The sequence below is a fragment of the Embleya sp. NPDC056575 genome (genome assembly GCF_042793325.1).
In the GTDB taxonomy this organism is placed as follows: Bacteria; Actinomycetota; Actinomycetes; order Streptomycetales; family Streptomycetaceae; genus Embleya.
In genome coordinates, this window is the sequence record NZ_JBHTVA010000129.1 from 1 (window position 1) to 14,896 (window position 14,896).

General features: G+C 72.6%; 11 protein-coding genes and 1 pseudogene. 9 read left to right on the forward strand and 3 right to left on the reverse strand.

Annotated features, from left to right (window positions below; translation table 11 throughout):
• The 4 genes and pseudogenes from ACFRCG_RS47335 to ACFRCG_RS47350 form a co-directional block, all read left to right on the forward strand.
• Positions 1 to 466: pseudogene (locus ACFRCG_RS47335) on the forward strand (hypothetical protein); the annotation flags it as partial.
• Positions 467 to 579: 113 nt separating this feature from the next.
• Entirely contained in the window at positions 580 to 1,905 is a 1,326-nt protein-coding gene (locus ACFRCG_RS47340; RefSeq protein ID WP_380042882.1) for a hypothetical protein, read from the forward strand.
• A 42-nt stretch (positions 1,906 to 1,947) separates the two neighbouring features.
• Positions 1,948 to 3,438 carry a serine/threonine-protein kinase gene (locus ACFRCG_RS47345; RefSeq protein WP_380042883.1) on the forward strand — a complete coding sequence of 497 codons (1,491 nt, stop codon included), beginning with the start codon at positions 1,948 to 1,950 and terminating at the stop codon, positions 3,436 to 3,438.
• Positions 3,439 to 3,551: 113 nt separating this feature from the next.
• The gene (locus ACFRCG_RS47350) at positions 3,552 to 4,115 is read left to right on the forward strand and encodes a helix-turn-helix domain-containing protein (RefSeq protein ID WP_380042884.1); all 564 of its coding nucleotides are present in this window, start codon (positions 3,552 to 3,554) and stop codon (positions 4,113 to 4,115) included.
• 43 nt (positions 4,116 to 4,158) lie between these two features.
• Here the strand turns inward: ACFRCG_RS47350 and ACFRCG_RS47355 are convergent, their stop codons facing one another.
• Positions 4,159 to 5,250: an AraC family transcriptional regulator gene (locus tag ACFRCG_RS47355; RefSeq protein WP_380042885.1), complete on the reverse strand. Its 1,092-nt coding sequence runs from the start codon at positions 5,248 to 5,250 to the stop codon at positions 4,159 to 4,161.
• Between the two features lie 443 nt (positions 5,251 to 5,693).
• On the opposite strand from ACFRCG_RS47355, the gene ACFRCG_RS47360 reads away from it, so the two are divergent.
• Complete coding sequence (locus ACFRCG_RS47360) at positions 5,694 to 6,653, forward strand: helix-turn-helix domain-containing protein (RefSeq protein ID WP_380042892.1); 960 nt, start codon at positions 5,694 to 5,696, stop codon at positions 6,651 to 6,653.
• The gene (locus ACFRCG_RS47365) at positions 6,640 to 7,833 is read left to right on the forward strand and encodes a hypothetical protein (protein ID WP_380042886.1); all 1,194 of its coding nucleotides are present in this window, start codon (positions 6,640 to 6,642) and stop codon (positions 7,831 to 7,833) included. The genes ACFRCG_RS47360 and ACFRCG_RS47365 overlap by 14 nt, the downstream gene beginning before the upstream one ends.
• Before the next feature lie 40 nt (positions 7,834 to 7,873).
• Here the strand turns inward: ACFRCG_RS47365 and ACFRCG_RS47370 are convergent, their stop codons facing one another.
• Positions 7,874 to 8,785 carry a hypothetical protein gene (locus ACFRCG_RS47370; RefSeq protein WP_380042887.1) on the reverse strand — a complete coding sequence of 304 codons (912 nt, stop codon included), beginning with the start codon at positions 8,783 to 8,785 and terminating at the stop codon, positions 7,874 to 7,876.
• Positions 8,786 to 9,278: 493 nt separating this feature from the next.
• Here ACFRCG_RS47370 and ACFRCG_RS47375 point away from each other — a divergent pair, with 493 nt between their 5' ends.
• Entirely contained in the window at positions 9,279 to 10,274 is a 996-nt protein-coding gene (locus tag ACFRCG_RS47375) for a hypothetical protein (RefSeq protein ID WP_380042888.1), read from the forward strand.
• A 101-nt stretch (positions 10,275 to 10,375) separates the two neighbouring features.
• Here the strand turns inward: ACFRCG_RS47375 and ACFRCG_RS47380 are convergent, their stop codons facing one another.
• Positions 10,376 to 11,521: a Glu/Leu/Phe/Val dehydrogenase gene (locus tag ACFRCG_RS47380; RefSeq protein WP_380042889.1), complete on the reverse strand. Its 1,146-nt coding sequence runs from the start codon at positions 11,519 to 11,521 to the stop codon at positions 10,376 to 10,378.
• Between the two features lie 164 nt (positions 11,522 to 11,685).
• Here ACFRCG_RS47380 and ACFRCG_RS47385 point away from each other — a divergent pair, with 164 nt between their 5' ends.
• Together ACFRCG_RS47385 and ACFRCG_RS47390 are read left to right on the forward strand one after the other, a co-directional pair.
• Positions 11,686 to 12,672, forward strand: coding sequence for a LysR family transcriptional regulator (locus ACFRCG_RS47385; protein WP_380042890.1), 987 nt, complete (start codon positions 11,686 to 11,688; stop codon positions 12,670 to 12,672).
• Positions 12,673 to 13,289: 617 nt separating this feature from the next.
• On the forward strand, positions 13,290 to 14,144 hold the full coding sequence (locus ACFRCG_RS47390; protein WP_380042891.1) for a hypothetical protein: 855 nt from the start codon (positions 13,290 to 13,292) through the stop codon (positions 14,142 to 14,144).
• Positions 14,145 to 14,896: the final 752 nt, after the last annotated feature.

Genomic DNA, 14,896 nt, shown 5'->3' on the forward strand with positions numbered 1-14,896 from the left:
CCTGTTGACCGGTGGTGACGACGGCGCCGACGCGGCGGCGCCACCCGGACCGGGCCCCTCGGGGGCGCCCGGCCCGGGGGCGTCCGACAGCGTGAGTCCGGTGACGGGGGAACTGCTTGCCGCCTATCAGCCGCAGCAGGTGACCCGACAGGCCGTCGACGGCGGGATCCGGGTGGCCTGGCGAGCGCCCGCGCGCACCGACGGGATCGCGGGATACCTGGCCATCGCGCAAAGTCCGTCCGGCACCTACCAAAAGACCGCGTTCCCGGCGGCGAACACGATGGACGCCGTGCTCTCGGGGGATCCCGTGACCGCCGATTCGTGCGTGATCGTGGTGACGGTGATCGACGGAACACCCGGGATGAAGGTGGCGCCGGGCGGGCTGGTGTGCGCGACGGGCGGGCCGAGGGCGCCCGGATCGATGCCGCCGTCCGCCGCGACGAGGAAACCGGAATCCAAGCCCTGACCGAAATCGCGACCGAAGCCGAGGTCGACGCCGCGTCGCCGTCGCCCGGACCGTGCCGCCCGAACCGTTCGCCCGTGCCGCGCCCCGTGCTTCGCCCGACCGAAGGAGCCGTCGTGACCAGTTCTTCCACTCCTTCCATGGTGCCCGCGTGGCCCGTCGTCCGCATCGAACTGTCGACGGACGGCAGGGTCCGGGTGGACGGGACCGAGGTTCCGGTACCGCCGGGCGTCGAGCCCCGCGCGACCGCGTTGGAGGCCGCCGCGGCGACCGCACGCCTCCTGCGCCGGCCGGTGCGGGTCGCCGCCGTCGAGCCGGACGGCACCCTGTTCCCGCTCATCGTCGACGAGAACGGCGAGGCGGCCGCGGCGAACGACCCGGTCGCCCCGCCACAGAAGCGACGCACGCGCCCCGGCCGACGCAAGCGTGACCCGGAGGCCACCACCTCACCGGTCCGGCGGTTCGGCGAACCGAGCGGATCGACGGCCGCGTTCGACGCTCCCGAAGCCCCGCCGCGGGGGCCCGCGGCCGAGCGGGGAACCGGGCCGACACCCATACCATTCGCCCCGGCGGATCTCGCGCCACCGACGACGGAGCTCCGGCCGCCGGAGTCGGAGACCGCACCGACGGCGACACCCACGCCCGCGTCCCCGTCCGCGCCGGTTCCCGCGTCCGCGTTGGCTCCCGCGCCCGCGGCCCCGTCCGCGTCGGCTCCCGCGCCCGCTCCGGCGCCCGCCGGCTCCGCCGGGGGAGCCTCGACCGGTTCGGGGGCGCCCTCCTGGCAGCCGCCGGGGCGGCGTGCCGCGCCGGTGTCGGTGGGCGAGGAAGCCGGGGGCGAGCCGGCCGTGTCGCGACCGGCCGCGTCCGGGGCGGCGGGTGCGCCGGAGCCGACCGTCGAACAGGTCCGGACCGTTGCCGAGATCGCCCGGGCGTTGCAAGCCGGCGATGGTGGGCGGGCGATGACGCTGGCCGCCGCCCTCGATGCGGCCGTCGAGGCGGGGGCCGATCATCGGGCCGTGCCCGCCGCGCGCGAGGTGCACGCGTATGTGGCGCTGATGACCGATCGGCCGGGACTCGCGGTGGAGTTGTACGCCGATGCCGCACCGGCCTGGGTCGGCCGGCCCGAGGAGGCCGCCCGGATGGCCAGGAACGCGCACTACTCGTGGTTGCGCGTCGCCGAGCCGCGGTCCGCGTACGATCTCGGCCCGGTCGTACTGCGCGCGTACGCGACCGTGCCCGACGACCCCGGGCGGGAGGCGGTTCGCGACCGGATGCGCTCGTTGCGCGCGCGGCTGTCCGACGGGCGGCCCGAAGGCGCTCCCGAAGGCGTCCCCGGAACCTCTCCTGAACACCGCGGCGCGGCCCCGGAATTCGCGTCGGCCCGATCGCGCGACGGCGATGATCCGGATTGCGATCGCAAACCCGGGGCTACCCACGGGTAACGGGGTGGGGAGGAGCCGGAACCCCTGCGCTAGGGTGACGCCGTGCCTTCACCGCTCGCCGGCCGCTTCACCCTCGTCGACCCGGTTGGGACCGGAATGTCCGGCTCGGTATGGCGGGCGTTCGACCATCGGTTGGACGGCTACTGTGCCGCCAAGCTGGTGCGTCCGGCCGACGCGGGTCTACTGCTGCGTGTGGTTCGCGAACAGGGTTTCCGGCTGGAGCACCGGCACGTCGCGTCGCCCTACACGTGGGTGGCCGACGGCGACGTACTGATCGCCATGGAGTTGTTCGCCGGCGGATCGCTCGCGTCGTTGATCCGCGACTACGGCGCGCTGCCGAAGGCGTACGTGGCGGCGATTCTCGGCCAACTCCTCGACGCCCTGGAGCACGTGCACACGGTCGGTCTCCTGCATCGCGACGTCAAACCGGCGAACGTGCTGCTCGATGTGACCGGTCACGACATGCCTCGCTGTCTGCTGGGCGACTTCGGCCTGGCGCTGTCGCAGGAGGGACCGAGGCTGACCGAGTCCGGCCACGTGGTGGGTACTCCGGGCTACCTGCCGCCGGAGGCGTCGCTCGGCGCGGCGCCGGACGTGCGGCGCGACCTGTACGCGCTGGGCGTGCTGGCGTGGCAACTGCTCACCGGCCACGAGGATCCGCCCGACGAGCCGCCGACCGTGCCGGTGGGAGCCGATCCGCTGTGGGACCTGGTGGGTGCGATGACCTCCGCCGACCCGTACGAGCGGCCCGAGAGCGCCGCGCGGGCGCTGGCCCGGTTGCGGCAGATCCAGGGGAACGCCGGAGAACGCGAGCCGGTGGTACCCGCGTTCACCGCCGACGGGGAGCCGATCGAGGTCTTCGACGTGCTCGGCCCGCTCCCCGAGCACGCTCCGGCGGGGCCGGTCCTGCGGGGCGTGCCGCGCGACCCGGAGATCCGGACGGACGGCGGGCCGGGCGCGCGGGGGAGCGCCTCGCCGCGCTTCGTGCCGCCGCCCGGGCCGATGCCCGAACCCCTGCCGGGGCCCACCGCCGAACCCGGGCCCGGGTATACGGCCGCCTCCATCCCCGCGCCCATCCCCGCGCCCGCACCGCCAACCCACGCGCCGCCGCGCCACAACCCCGGCTCTTCCGAAGCCCTTTGGGCCGCGCCCGCGCCGGTCTCGCGGCCGGCCGGAAATCCACGTCCGTCGACACGTGTCGTGGGGCGGCGCGGCCTGCTGCTCCTGGGCGGGCTGGTCGCCATGGGGGCGACCACGGCGTGGCTGACCATCGGCGGGGACCCGGCCGATCCGCCCACCCCCAAGTCGCCCCCGCCGACGACGGGCTCCACCGTGACGGGGGCGGTGTCCCCCGGCGCCGATCCGGTACCCACACCCTCCGGCACCACCAGGCCCCCGGCACCCGTCGCAGGCGACACCCCCTGCCAGTGGTACGAGGTGATGACCGAGGCGCGGACCACCTCCGGCACGCGGGTGCGCTGCACCTATCGCGACGACGGCTCGTATCGCTGGACCCCGCTCGGGACGGGGTGAAGCGAGCCGGGGCCGGCGCGACTCCCGGTTCTGTGCCGAAGGCCACGCGAGAACCCGCCATCGGACCCGAAATTGCAATTGCAAACGGGTCGTACGAGGGGCATCATGCGACGATGACGAAGGCACCGGGGGACGAGGAAGCCGTCGCGCGCAACCGCGCGCGGCAAACTCAGTGGTACGGCGAGCCGTTGCAGGATCGCTTCCGCCGGCTCCTGGGACGCCTGGGCGCGTCCCAGCTGGAACTCGCCGCCGTGCTGGGCCTGTCCGCGCCGATGCTCTCCCAACTGATGTCCGGGCAGCGGGCCAAGATCGGCAACCCGGCCGTATTGTCCCGACTCCAGGAGATGGAGGCGCTGGTCGCCTCCGCCGACTTCGAGCGCCTGCCGGACGCCGACCGGACCGTCGCGTTGGAGCGGATCAGGTCGCATCAGCCCAGTACCCGTACCGCGTTGCGACTGAACGGGCCGGAGGTGCTGACCGGGCCGGCCGCCGATCCGGTCGTCTCGGTGCAGGCCGTGCTGCGGGCGGCGGCCTCGGCCGCGGAGATCGAAGCCGCGGCCGAACTGCTCGCGGCGCGGCACCCGGGCCTGGCCGAGGTGTTGCGCGTGTACGGCAACGGACGCACCGCCGATGCCCGCGAGCACTTCCGGGCCACGGTGCCGCTTCCGTCGTGGTGAGCCGGCGGCCGGCGACGCCGCCGACCGCCGACTCGTGCCCGTCTCATCCCGCGGCGCGCGAAACCTTGTCCTCGGCGGCCCCGTGCCGCAGGGTGTACGACGGCAACTGCCCATAGGTTTCGCGGTACATCGACCCGAAACGCCCGAGGTGGCCGAAGCCCCAGCGCAGGGCGATGTCGGTCACGGTGTCCCGGGACCTGCCCTCGGCCACGTTGATCAGGTCGGCGTGCGCACCCGCGAGTCGCACCCGGCGCAGGTGGCCGACGGGGGTCACGCCCAGGTGCACGCGGAACTTCTCCTGGAGGGTGCGCACGCTCATCCCGGCCGCCGCCGCCACGGCGCCGACCGAGATCGGCTCCCCGGCGTGTTCGGCGCAGTACGCCAACGCCCGGCGCAGCCCGTTCGGTTCGTCGGCCCCCGAGCCGGTCCGCAGCGGACCGGCGCCGTGGGCCGGCGCGCAGGAGAGCAGGCCGTGTACGAGGACCTGCTCGAAGTGCCGGGTGGCCGTGCGCGAACCGACCAGGTGCCCGCCGCCGGAGTCGACCATCGTGGCGAAGTCGCGGGCCAGGGAGAGCCACTGCCGCACGCCGAGGTCACCGGCGTCCAGGTAGGGACCCAACTCGCGGGAGCCCCAAGGCGAGCGGACCACGCCGTTGCCCATCGCGCGCTGCATCACCTCGCCGGGGATGCGCAGGAGCACCACGGACGTGTCTGGCTCCCAGGACAGGCGCGACGGGCGGTCGGGGCCCAGGACGCAGGGGGAGAGCGTGTTCTCCGTGCCGTCGATCAGCACCCGGCCCCAACCGCGGTGACGGATGGGGATCAGGTAGTCCGGCGAGCTGCCGTCGAGGTACACGTCGGCCCGAGCGCCGTAGGCGAGTTCGTGGATCGTGACGATGCCCTCGTGCAGGGCCCGGAAGGTGGCGTTGATCCGACCGCCGGGCACGCGCAGGCGGTGCGGGCCCAGGCGGGACGCGACCGCCGCGTGGACCGCGGCCGGGTCGGTACCGCGGTAGAGCACACGTCGGTGGGGGCCGGCATCGGCCGGCCGGGGGCGCGGTATCGCGGGCGCGGACCCGGGGCCGCCCTGCTTCCGCTCGACCAGGACGGGTCGGAAGTCTGTCGATGCGGACATGATCTCCTGGCTTTTCACGTCGCGGGGACGGTTCACGGAGGATGCGGTGCGCCCGTCGTCGCGGCGCGGCGGGCGCACCGACGCGGCGGACGGTTCCCGGATCGGCGACCCGGCCACCGGGCCGTGGGCGGCGTCGCGGCTGCCCGTGGGCGGGAGAATCGGGCGCCGGTGATACGTACCTGTCGGCCCCATTTGCCCGTCCCGCATTGCGTCCGCCGATCGTTTGGGACATTCGAATGTCACGGACCGCGTTCGATTGAACGCCGGTTTGTAGATTGTGTATCGGAGCGGGAATCGACATAAGGTCGAGGACGTTACCTAGGACTGGTAAATTCACCGGTAACTACGTGGGCCGCGTAGGGTCGGCTCAGTCACGGGGGCTCAGAATGTCGAAAATTGAAGACCGAAACCCGCTGCCTACCGCGTTGTTGGCCACCCCGGCCATGATCAGGGCCTGCGCCGACCGCGATCTGGGGGCCATATTCCGACTCGCCCAGGAAGACCTCGGATTTACTCTGAGCAAATTGGCGAGGCTGTGCGAGATGACGCCGAGCCGCGTCGCCGATTACGTCAAGGGAAGGGCCCAGGTACGCCAACAGCACGTGGTCGAGCGTGTTTCCCAGGGCCTGCGCATTCCCGGCGAGATGCTGGGTCTGGCCCCGCAGCCGTGGGAGGAGGACGTGCCCGCGCAGGCGCTCGACCCGGTCGCGCCCGGGGTTCGGCCCCCCGCACCGCGCGGCGCCGGCACCGACCGCCGCGAGCCCGGGCAGCGCGGCGTGGCCGACTACTGGGAGCCGGCCCCCCGGGACACCTCCCCGCACGCGCCGCACCCGTTCGGCGACGCGGTCGAACTCTCGCTCGACGTGGACATCGTGGTGGACCGGGACGGGCACGTGCGGCTGACGTACCGCCAGGTGGTGCTCAACCTGACCGGCCGTCCGCTCACCCGGATGGTCCGGGAGTTGTGGTTCGAGCGCACTCGCGGCCGGCTCACCATCACCCCCACCGACGCCTGCGACCGACAGATCGCGATCCAGCGGCTGTACGACACCACGGGGCTGACCAAGTTCGCCTGCCAGATCTCGCCCCCGGTGCCGCCCGGGGAGACTACCGTCATCGAATACGTGTGCGAGGGAGGGTTGTTCGTGGATGCGACGTACTGGCACCAGGCCATCGCGCGGCCCACGCGACAGTTCTCCCTGAGCGTGACCCACCACGGTGTCGCCGAGTTCCGCGGGTGCGGCGCGGTCGAGGAACATCCGGACGGCTCGGAGAACTCGATCACCCAGCACACCCGCTGGAGCCTCGACGAGGACCGACTGCACGTGACGCTCTCCAGGCAGGACCTGGTCGCCAACGAATACGTGACGCTGCGTTGGGATGTGGTTCATGACAGTGCGTGACGAGGTCGAGGCGGCGATCCGCGCCTGGCACCGCTTCGAGATCGAGCGGGGCGGTGCCGCGATCGTCGAATTCGACTTCTTTCCGCCGGCCGATCCGGTGCCGGCCGCGGGCAGCCGACTGGAGGTGTACGCGCGGCTGAGCGCGCTCGCGGCGGCGCCGGAGGTGGCCGAAGTGCCCGGGCTTGCCGGCCGGCTGGCCGCCGATCTCGCCTACCTGGGAACGCAGTTGGGCGAACGGCCGGCGCTCGGTCCGTACGTGCGCGCCACCCAGGGATGCGCGGTCGCGGGCTGGTCGGCCGACTACGTCGGCGAACGCGGCCTGCTGGCCCAGCGGCTCCTGGACAAGCTGGGCATCGGCTGGCACGGGGCCACCGATCGGGACCTGCGCGTCCTGGAGGAGCCGGTGGCCCCCGAGGAGGTGTCCGCCGAGATCCGGGCGGCCGCCGCCGCGTACGAGCCGGCCGTCCGCGCGCTCTCCGGCGCGCACGCGGCGTACGAGCTGAGCATCGAATCCGTCGACGTCGACGCCTACTGGGCCTACTGGCTCGACGGCGCCGGGCTGAACGTGCGGCTGCGGCTCAATCCGCGCAACGCCCGCTTCACCCGGGCCGGCACCCGGCAGTTCGCCCTGCACGAAGTCCTCGGCCACGGCCTGCAGGCGGCGAGCTTCGCGGACCGCTGCGGCAGCGAGGACGTGCCGTGGGTGCGGGTGTTGTCCGTACACGGGCCCACCCAGGTGGTCCTGGAGGGCCTGGCCCAGGCGATGCCGCTGCTGGTGGCACCCGACGACGACGTGCTGATCGCCCGCGTTCGTCTGGACCACTATCTGCAACTGGTGCGCAGCGAACTGCACCTGGCGATCAATCGGGGCATCGGCGCCGGCGCGTGCGCGGCGCACGCCCGCGCGCGGGTGCCGTTCTGGGACGACCAGCAGATCGCCGACCTGATCGGCGACCGGGGGGCCAACCCGCTTTTGCGGTCCTACCTGTGGGCGTATCCCGCCGGATTCGACTGGTTCGTCCGACTGATCGAGCAGGGTGGCCGAGTGGCCCACGACGTGGTGCGCGCGGCCTACCGCAGCCCGCTGATCCCCGACGACCTGCACCACCTCTGGGCGGAGGGACCGCGCGTCGGCGGCAGCGGAAACCCGTCGCCGCCGCGCCCGCTCGCCCACCCCTGACCCCGCCGCACCGGGCCCGGGATCGGGCCCGGTCGGCCGTTCAGGAGCCGGCCCGCGCCGCGGTCAGCCGCCGCCGCGCCGCGCGCGCCCCCGGCGAATCCGCGACCCCGCCGACCGCGTATGCGTGCAGCACCAACGCGCCCGCCGCGTCCGCCGCGACCGGGTCGGTCACGCGCAGCCAGCAAAAGTGCGCGTTGGCGGCCATCCGGGCCGGCGCGTCCCCGGCCCCGCCGTCACCGAGTGTGGCCGCCTCGGCGTACAACCGCACCGCCACCTCGGGGTGCCCGGTGGCCAGCGCCACGTATCCGTAGACCTCGCGCGCGGCCAATCGCTCCGCCGCACCGGCCGCCGTCGTCCCCGTGCGGGAGTCCAACTCGGCGGCCAGCGTCAACGCGCCGGCGTGGTCCCCCGTGCCCATCGCCGACCGGATCAGGTCGAGCAGTCGGCGCTGTTCGGCGCCGGGCGTGGGCACGCCGCCGCCGAAGGTGTGCGCCGCGGGGGCCGGCGGATACGTGTTCGCGGCCGGCTGCGGCGGGGTCCACGACGGGGTCGCCATGTCGGCCCCGGTCGTGGCCTGCGGCGCCACGGCCGCCGGTGCCACGGCCGCCGGCGGCGCGCCCTCGGCCGGGGCCGGCTCGGCGGCCGAGGCGGACCCGGGTCGCCGCAGGCCGAATATGCCGCGCCGGCGCGCGGCCGGGATCGGCGCCCCCGCCTCGGCGATCGAGCGATCCGCGTACACGTCCAACGGGAAGATCGTGCCGTCCGCCTCCCGCGCGTGCACCCGCACCGGCTGCCCGAGCAACCGCGCCCGCTCGGCGACCACGGCCAGCGCCGCCCCGCGCGGATCGTCCCCCGGGGCCACGACGACCACCTCGCCGGCCACGCGCACGGAGTGATCGGCCGAGATCTCGACGAGGACGACGGGTCGGTCGGCTGCGACGTCAATTGCCACGGGGGGCTCCTCGATATCAGGAATCGGCACTTACGCGACATGGGGGTGACGCGCAGTGGAAATCCGGTTACGGCGCCGATCGACGGAGGGTGGCATCGAATGCCCCCGGCGCCGCGTCGATGCGCGGACCGGCCGGAATGAAACGGGACGGAACTGAACGGAACTGAATCGGAGCATACATAGGAGAGCGTTCGACGAACAGCGGCAGGACCTCGAACGACGCAACAGTTCGACGTCGAACTGTTGGGTTCCGATATTTCCCGGCGGCCGAATCACGGCATCGATGTTTCCGGCGTATTACCATCCTTCGACACCGCCGGACCGCCGCCCGCCGGGGACGAGCCGGCGGTTCGAGTCCGCAATGTCCCGCATTCCCTGCGGTTACCTTTCGGTTTACCGAGACCGGGTAACCGTGGCGGCCTTTGCGCGCCCACCGCGCGCCGGGATCCTGGCAACCGCCAGGCACGATCTCGCATCGGCGGAGAGACGACGCATGAAACTCACGAACAAGGTCGACGTTCTCGGCGGGCCCAGGGACACGATCGAGTTCCCGTCCCCGGCCCGGACGGCCGCGGCGATCCGGCGGCTCGCGGCGGTGTACCCGCACACCGCCCTGCCGAGCATCCACGAGGAACTGGTCGCCGTCCGGCGACACGCCACCACCCTGCGGGCACCGGGGGACCCCGACGACTCGCGCGTCGACCCGCTGACCAAGGCGCTGGCGCGCGGCGTGTCCGCGTGGGCCCTGCACGACCTCGGCGACACGCGCGAGGCACTGGCGATGGCCCAGGCCGGACTGCTCGACGCGGTCGTGGAGGCGCGCGACCCCAGCGCCGAGGTCTGGCTGCGCGGCGTACAGTCGCTGATCGCCTACCGCGCCGGTTGGGTCCACGAGGCACTGCGCTACGCCCGACTCGGCGCCTCCGTACGCGACATGGGGGTGGGTACCGCATCGGTCTGGCTGCACTCCCTGGTCGCGCTCACCCAGGCCACCCTGGGCGACGCCCTCGCCGCCTCGGCGGCACTGCGCGCCGCGGCCGACGCCCGCAAGTTGGCCCGCCGCGACGAACTGGACGAGATCGGCGGCCTGCTCGCCTTCGACCAGGCCGAACAAAGCGCCTACGAGGCACTGACCCGGGTCTTCATCCCCGGCGCCGAACGCCGCGCGATCGAATGCGGCGAGACCGCGCTCGGCATGTACGCATCGATCACGCCCGAACGTTATTCGAGCACCGACGAGATGATCGCGCGGGTATCCATCGCACTCGCCTACGCGAACCTGGACGAGATCGAAGCGACCGCCGAGGCACTACGCCCCGTGCTGCGCATCGAACCCTCCTGGCGCGTCGACGGATTGCGCTCCCTGGTCATGCTGGTACACGAGCGCCTTCGTCGGCCGATGCGGGTACGCGAGACGCGCGTGCGCGAACTCCAGGAGGAGATCGAGACCTTCTGCCAGATGCCGCTGTCCGTGGATACCCACACCTGAGCCCGATGAATTCCCGGGAACCTCGCCGGCGGCACCACAACAGCCCGCCGCGTACGCCGACGGGTGAACCCGGACCCGGAGTTCGCGCCGCGACACCACGGTCAGGATGCCACCCGTCCCTTCAGCCGCATCGCCGCCAGGACCCGCTCCTGCGCCAACGCGCGGGCGGCCTCGTGCGACGTGATCCCACGACGCGCGCTCTCCTCGTACACCCGCACCGCGTTCTCCCGCAGCTTCGTGGACACGCTCGCCCGGATCACCTCCGCGTCGGGCCGGAACGCGGAATACCGTGCGTCCATCGCGAACCCGGCGGCCACCACGCCACCCGCGTTCGCGATGAAGTCGGGTACCACCACGACCCCGCGCTCCGCGAGGACGCGCTGCGCGGCCGGCGAGGTGGGCAGATTGGCACCCTCCACCACCAAGCGGGCGGTGATGCGATCGGCCACCCTTTCGTCGATCACGTCCTGCAGCGCCGCCGGGACCAACACCTCCGCCGGCACCACCAGTTCGGAACCCAACGCCTGCACCACCCCGCCGGCGTACTCCTTGACCGCGAGATCGCCGAACTCCGCGTGCAGGCGCGACAGGCGCTCGACGTCCAGACCGGCCGGGTCGTACAACGCCCCGTGCACGGAGGAGACCGCGACCACCGTCGCCCCCAGCTCGGCGAACCGGCGCACCGCCGCCGAACCGACCGCGCCCAGCCCCTGGATCGCCACCCGCGCCCCGGCCAGGGGCAGGCCGATGCGCCCGGCCAGCGCGTCGGCCACCTCCGCGACCCCGTACCCGGTCACCCCGAGTCGGTCGTACGGCACCCCGCCCAACACGGAATCGGTGCCCACCGCGGCCCCGCGGTCGCCCAGTTCGTCCTGGATGATCGCGGCGTCGTCCTCGGTCAACCCCATGTCCAGGCCGAACACGTACTCGGAGGGCACCTCGTTCGACAACGCCCGGGCGAAGGCCCGCAGTACGGCCTCCTTGTCCCGACCGGTGGGATCGCCGACGATCCCGGCCTTGGCGCCTCCGTAGAAGAGGTCGACCGCGGCCCACTTCCACGTCATCACCCGGGCCAACCGGGCCACTTCGCCGGTGGTCACCGTCGGGGACATCCGGGTACCGCCCTTGCCCATCCCACGGGCGGTGTTGTCGATGACCAACACGCCCTTCATACCGGTTCGGGTGTGTGACACGGAGACGACCTTCTCCGGCCCCCACTGATCCATCAGCGACAGGACATCCGACATGGCGAAACACTCCTCGAGGCCCAACGATCGATTCGGTCGACGTGCTCCAACAGCGTCGTGGTCGGCACCACGGGTGCCAAGGTCCGCCAGACCGCGACCTCTTTCGAGCCAGGGCAAGGAACTCTGATGCTCAACCCCCGTTCCAGCCAGGCCAAGGACATGTGATGCTCAACCCCCTGCATCTGCGCACGCTCGTCGAGGTGGTGGTCACCGGATCGTTCGCCCGCGCCGCACGCCGCACCGGATACACGGCCTCCGCCGTGTCCCAACAGATCGCCGCACTGGAACGGGCCGTGGGCACACCGCTGTTCGAGCGCGAGGCGCACGGGATCCGGCCGACCGGGATGGCCTTCACGATCGCCGAGCGAGCCCGCGAGTCGATCGCCGTACTGGACAGCCTGGAGCGCGACATCCGCGACGTGGTCCAGGGCCGCAGCGGGCGCCTGCGCCTGGGTGCCTTCCCGACCGCCGGGGAACGCCTGGTCCCGTCGGCGGTGGCGGAGTTGACCCGTTCGCACCCCGGCGCGGAGATCCTGCTCGACGAGGCCGAGCCCGACGACCTGCTGCCACAGGTGCAAAAGGGCGAACTGGACCTGACCCTGGTCTTCGCCTATGACCTGGTGCCGAGGGTGTGGCCCGTCGAACTCACGGTGTTCCCGCTGATCGAGGAGACACTGGTCGTGGTGGTACCGGCCGGGCATCACGCGCTGCGCCGCGTCGACGCCATCGACCTCGCCGACCTGGCCGACGAGCGCTGGGTGGCCAGCAGGCCGGGAACCGCGGGCGCCACCAGCCTGTTCCGGATCTGCGCGGCGCACATGTTCGCCCCCAGGGTGGCCTTCCGGAGCAACGACTACGACGTGGTCCAGGGCCTGGTCGCGGCCGGCGCGGGGGTGGCCATCGTGCCCGGCCTGGCCTACCAGCCCCGGGAGGGCATGGTCGCCATACCGCTGGCGCAGACCCCGTCGCACCGCCGGGTGTTCGCGCTGTACCGCACCGCCAACCACAACCCGCTCCTGAAGGCCGCGCTGGACGCGTTCGTGCTCGCCGGGCGATGCCTCCAGGGCCGTTTCGTGCGCGCCGACGAGTCGATCCGGTCGACGTCCGAAGAGGACGAGGCGCCGCCGACCGAACTCGATGAGGCGGTTTGATCGGGGTAATCGGCGTGATCGGCGTGTGACAAGTTCACCGAAAGCGGGTTTTCGATTTCCGCTGCACGGTCGGGATTTCGATATTCGAGGCGGCGGTCCGGCAGGTGCCGTGATCGCCGATTCGAAATGTCTCGGGAAATAGGGCGTGGCTCCCCGGTGGCCGGCCCCGGACGGTGGGAGGTGTGTGCCGGCGTCACAACGGATGAAGAACAGCAGGAAAATGGAGTAAATCGGACTGATCGACCCGGCGATGCCACCCGAGTCGCTCGCTCGTGGGTATCGCTCCACCCTGGGCACAGGCTGTCGCGAGCCGGGTGATCCGGTGTCCGGGCCCCGGGGAGAGGGGCGGTTCCGCATTACCGATCCATCCGCCCGCCTCAGTGAAGCAAAGGGCGGATCCCGACGTCAAGGACGCCGGGCGAATATCCATTGTGCGCGACCGGCGCGTGCCGGCGGCATTCCGATTTCGGGACGGAAATGCGCGTCCATCGGCGCGAATGGCCCTATGGTGTCCCCGATGCGCGTGCGCCGACTCGCGCCGTCGGATGCGCGGGAGGTCTCGATCGAGACCGCATGACGCGGGTGCGGCGCGCGTCGAGGATCCAGGGGAGGCGCACATGATCGACCCGGCTTCGGTGCCGGCTTCACCGGTGATCGTGATCGAGATGACCGCGCGGGGCGAGACGGTGGTGGACGGTGTACTCGTACCCGCGCCGGCGGAGTTCGCCCGTTCGGAGGCGATCCGTCGGGTCTCGGTCAAGGCGCTGAGCCTGGGCCGGGCGGTGCGGACCGTGGCGGTGGAGGCGGACGGCACCCGATGGCCGCTGATCGTCGACGTGGACGGCGAGGTGACGGCCGTGGACGCGCATCCGGCCCCGGACGCCCCGCCCCGGCTACCGCGACCGGTCCTCGTACAGGAACCGTCCGCGCGGCCGACCGCCGGGCAACCCGCCGCCGCGCCGGTGCGGTTCGAGACGGTCGAGGCCGCGCGCGCGATGGCCGTCGAGCCCGTCGACGCGCCCGTCCCCGAATCGACCCCCGACCCGATCCTCGACGCCTCCGCCGCCGAGCGCCGACACGCCCTGCTCGTGCGGATCCATGCCGCCGTGGCGGCCGAGGACTGGACCGAGGCGCGTACCCGTGCCGTGCAGCTCACCGCGGACGACCCCCATCCCCCACGGGGCGCCCGGGAAGTGCGCGCCTACGTCGCAGCCCTGACCGGGGAACCGGAACTGGCCGCGCGGATCTACGCGGACCTGGTCCTCGAACCCGAGTCGGACGCCGAGTCGGACGCGGTACTCCGGCAACTCGCGGACAACGCGTACACCAGTTGGCGCCGCGTGGCGCGGCTGCGGGCCAGGCTCGACGTCGGTCCCTCGGTGCTCCGGGCCCAGGTACGGGCACGCGGCACCGACGATCCGGCGACGCGGGCCGCGCGGCGTTGGTTGGAAGAGCTGCGCCTGTTGGACTGACGGGCCGGGCGCCGACCCGTCCCGGTACCGGTCGGCAAGCGCCAGAGCCGCTTGTCCTTCACGCCATATTCCTTCAGCCTGTGGGCACTTGGCCGGATGCCCGACATGGCGCAGGCTGGTCCCATCGAAGGGCTCGACCCCGACTGCAGCGGATGCTCACCTTCGATGTGAACCCGACGGTTCTCTCGACTCAACCCTCGCCATCCTTCGGGAACGGAAGGAAATCTGACATGATTTGCTCTGCTTCGTCCATTGGTGGAGGCCACGGAGGCCGGGGTGGCGGCACCCGAGGCGGAACTCGCACCGGCGGCACGAAGCCTCCGCAGAGCGTGCACTGGTCGGTCGAGTTCTGCGACCGGTCGGCCGACCACCCGACGTCCGCCGAGGCGGCTTCAGGGAACTGAGCGGCGCGGGCTCGGGCGACAGCCGGGCGTTCCCCCTCAATGGCGCGGGGGAGACGTACCCTCCCGGCACTCGCCGCCCGAGCCCGCTCCGCCCGTACCCGTACGGCATTCGGAGTCCCACCCCCACCGATCCCGTACGCGTCCGCGACGGCCCGGATGCGCGACCCCCATCGCGCACCCGGGCCGTCGTGTTTGTGCGTTGTGGACCGGGTCCGGGGTCGGAGTCCGTGCGGCGCGAGGTTGTCGACCACGTTCCGAGGGCGCCTCGAACAGGCGGCGGGGCCGGGCCCGTTCGGACCGGCCCCGCCGGGGGTTCTCCCGGCCGTGACGCCGCAGCCCGCGCCGGGC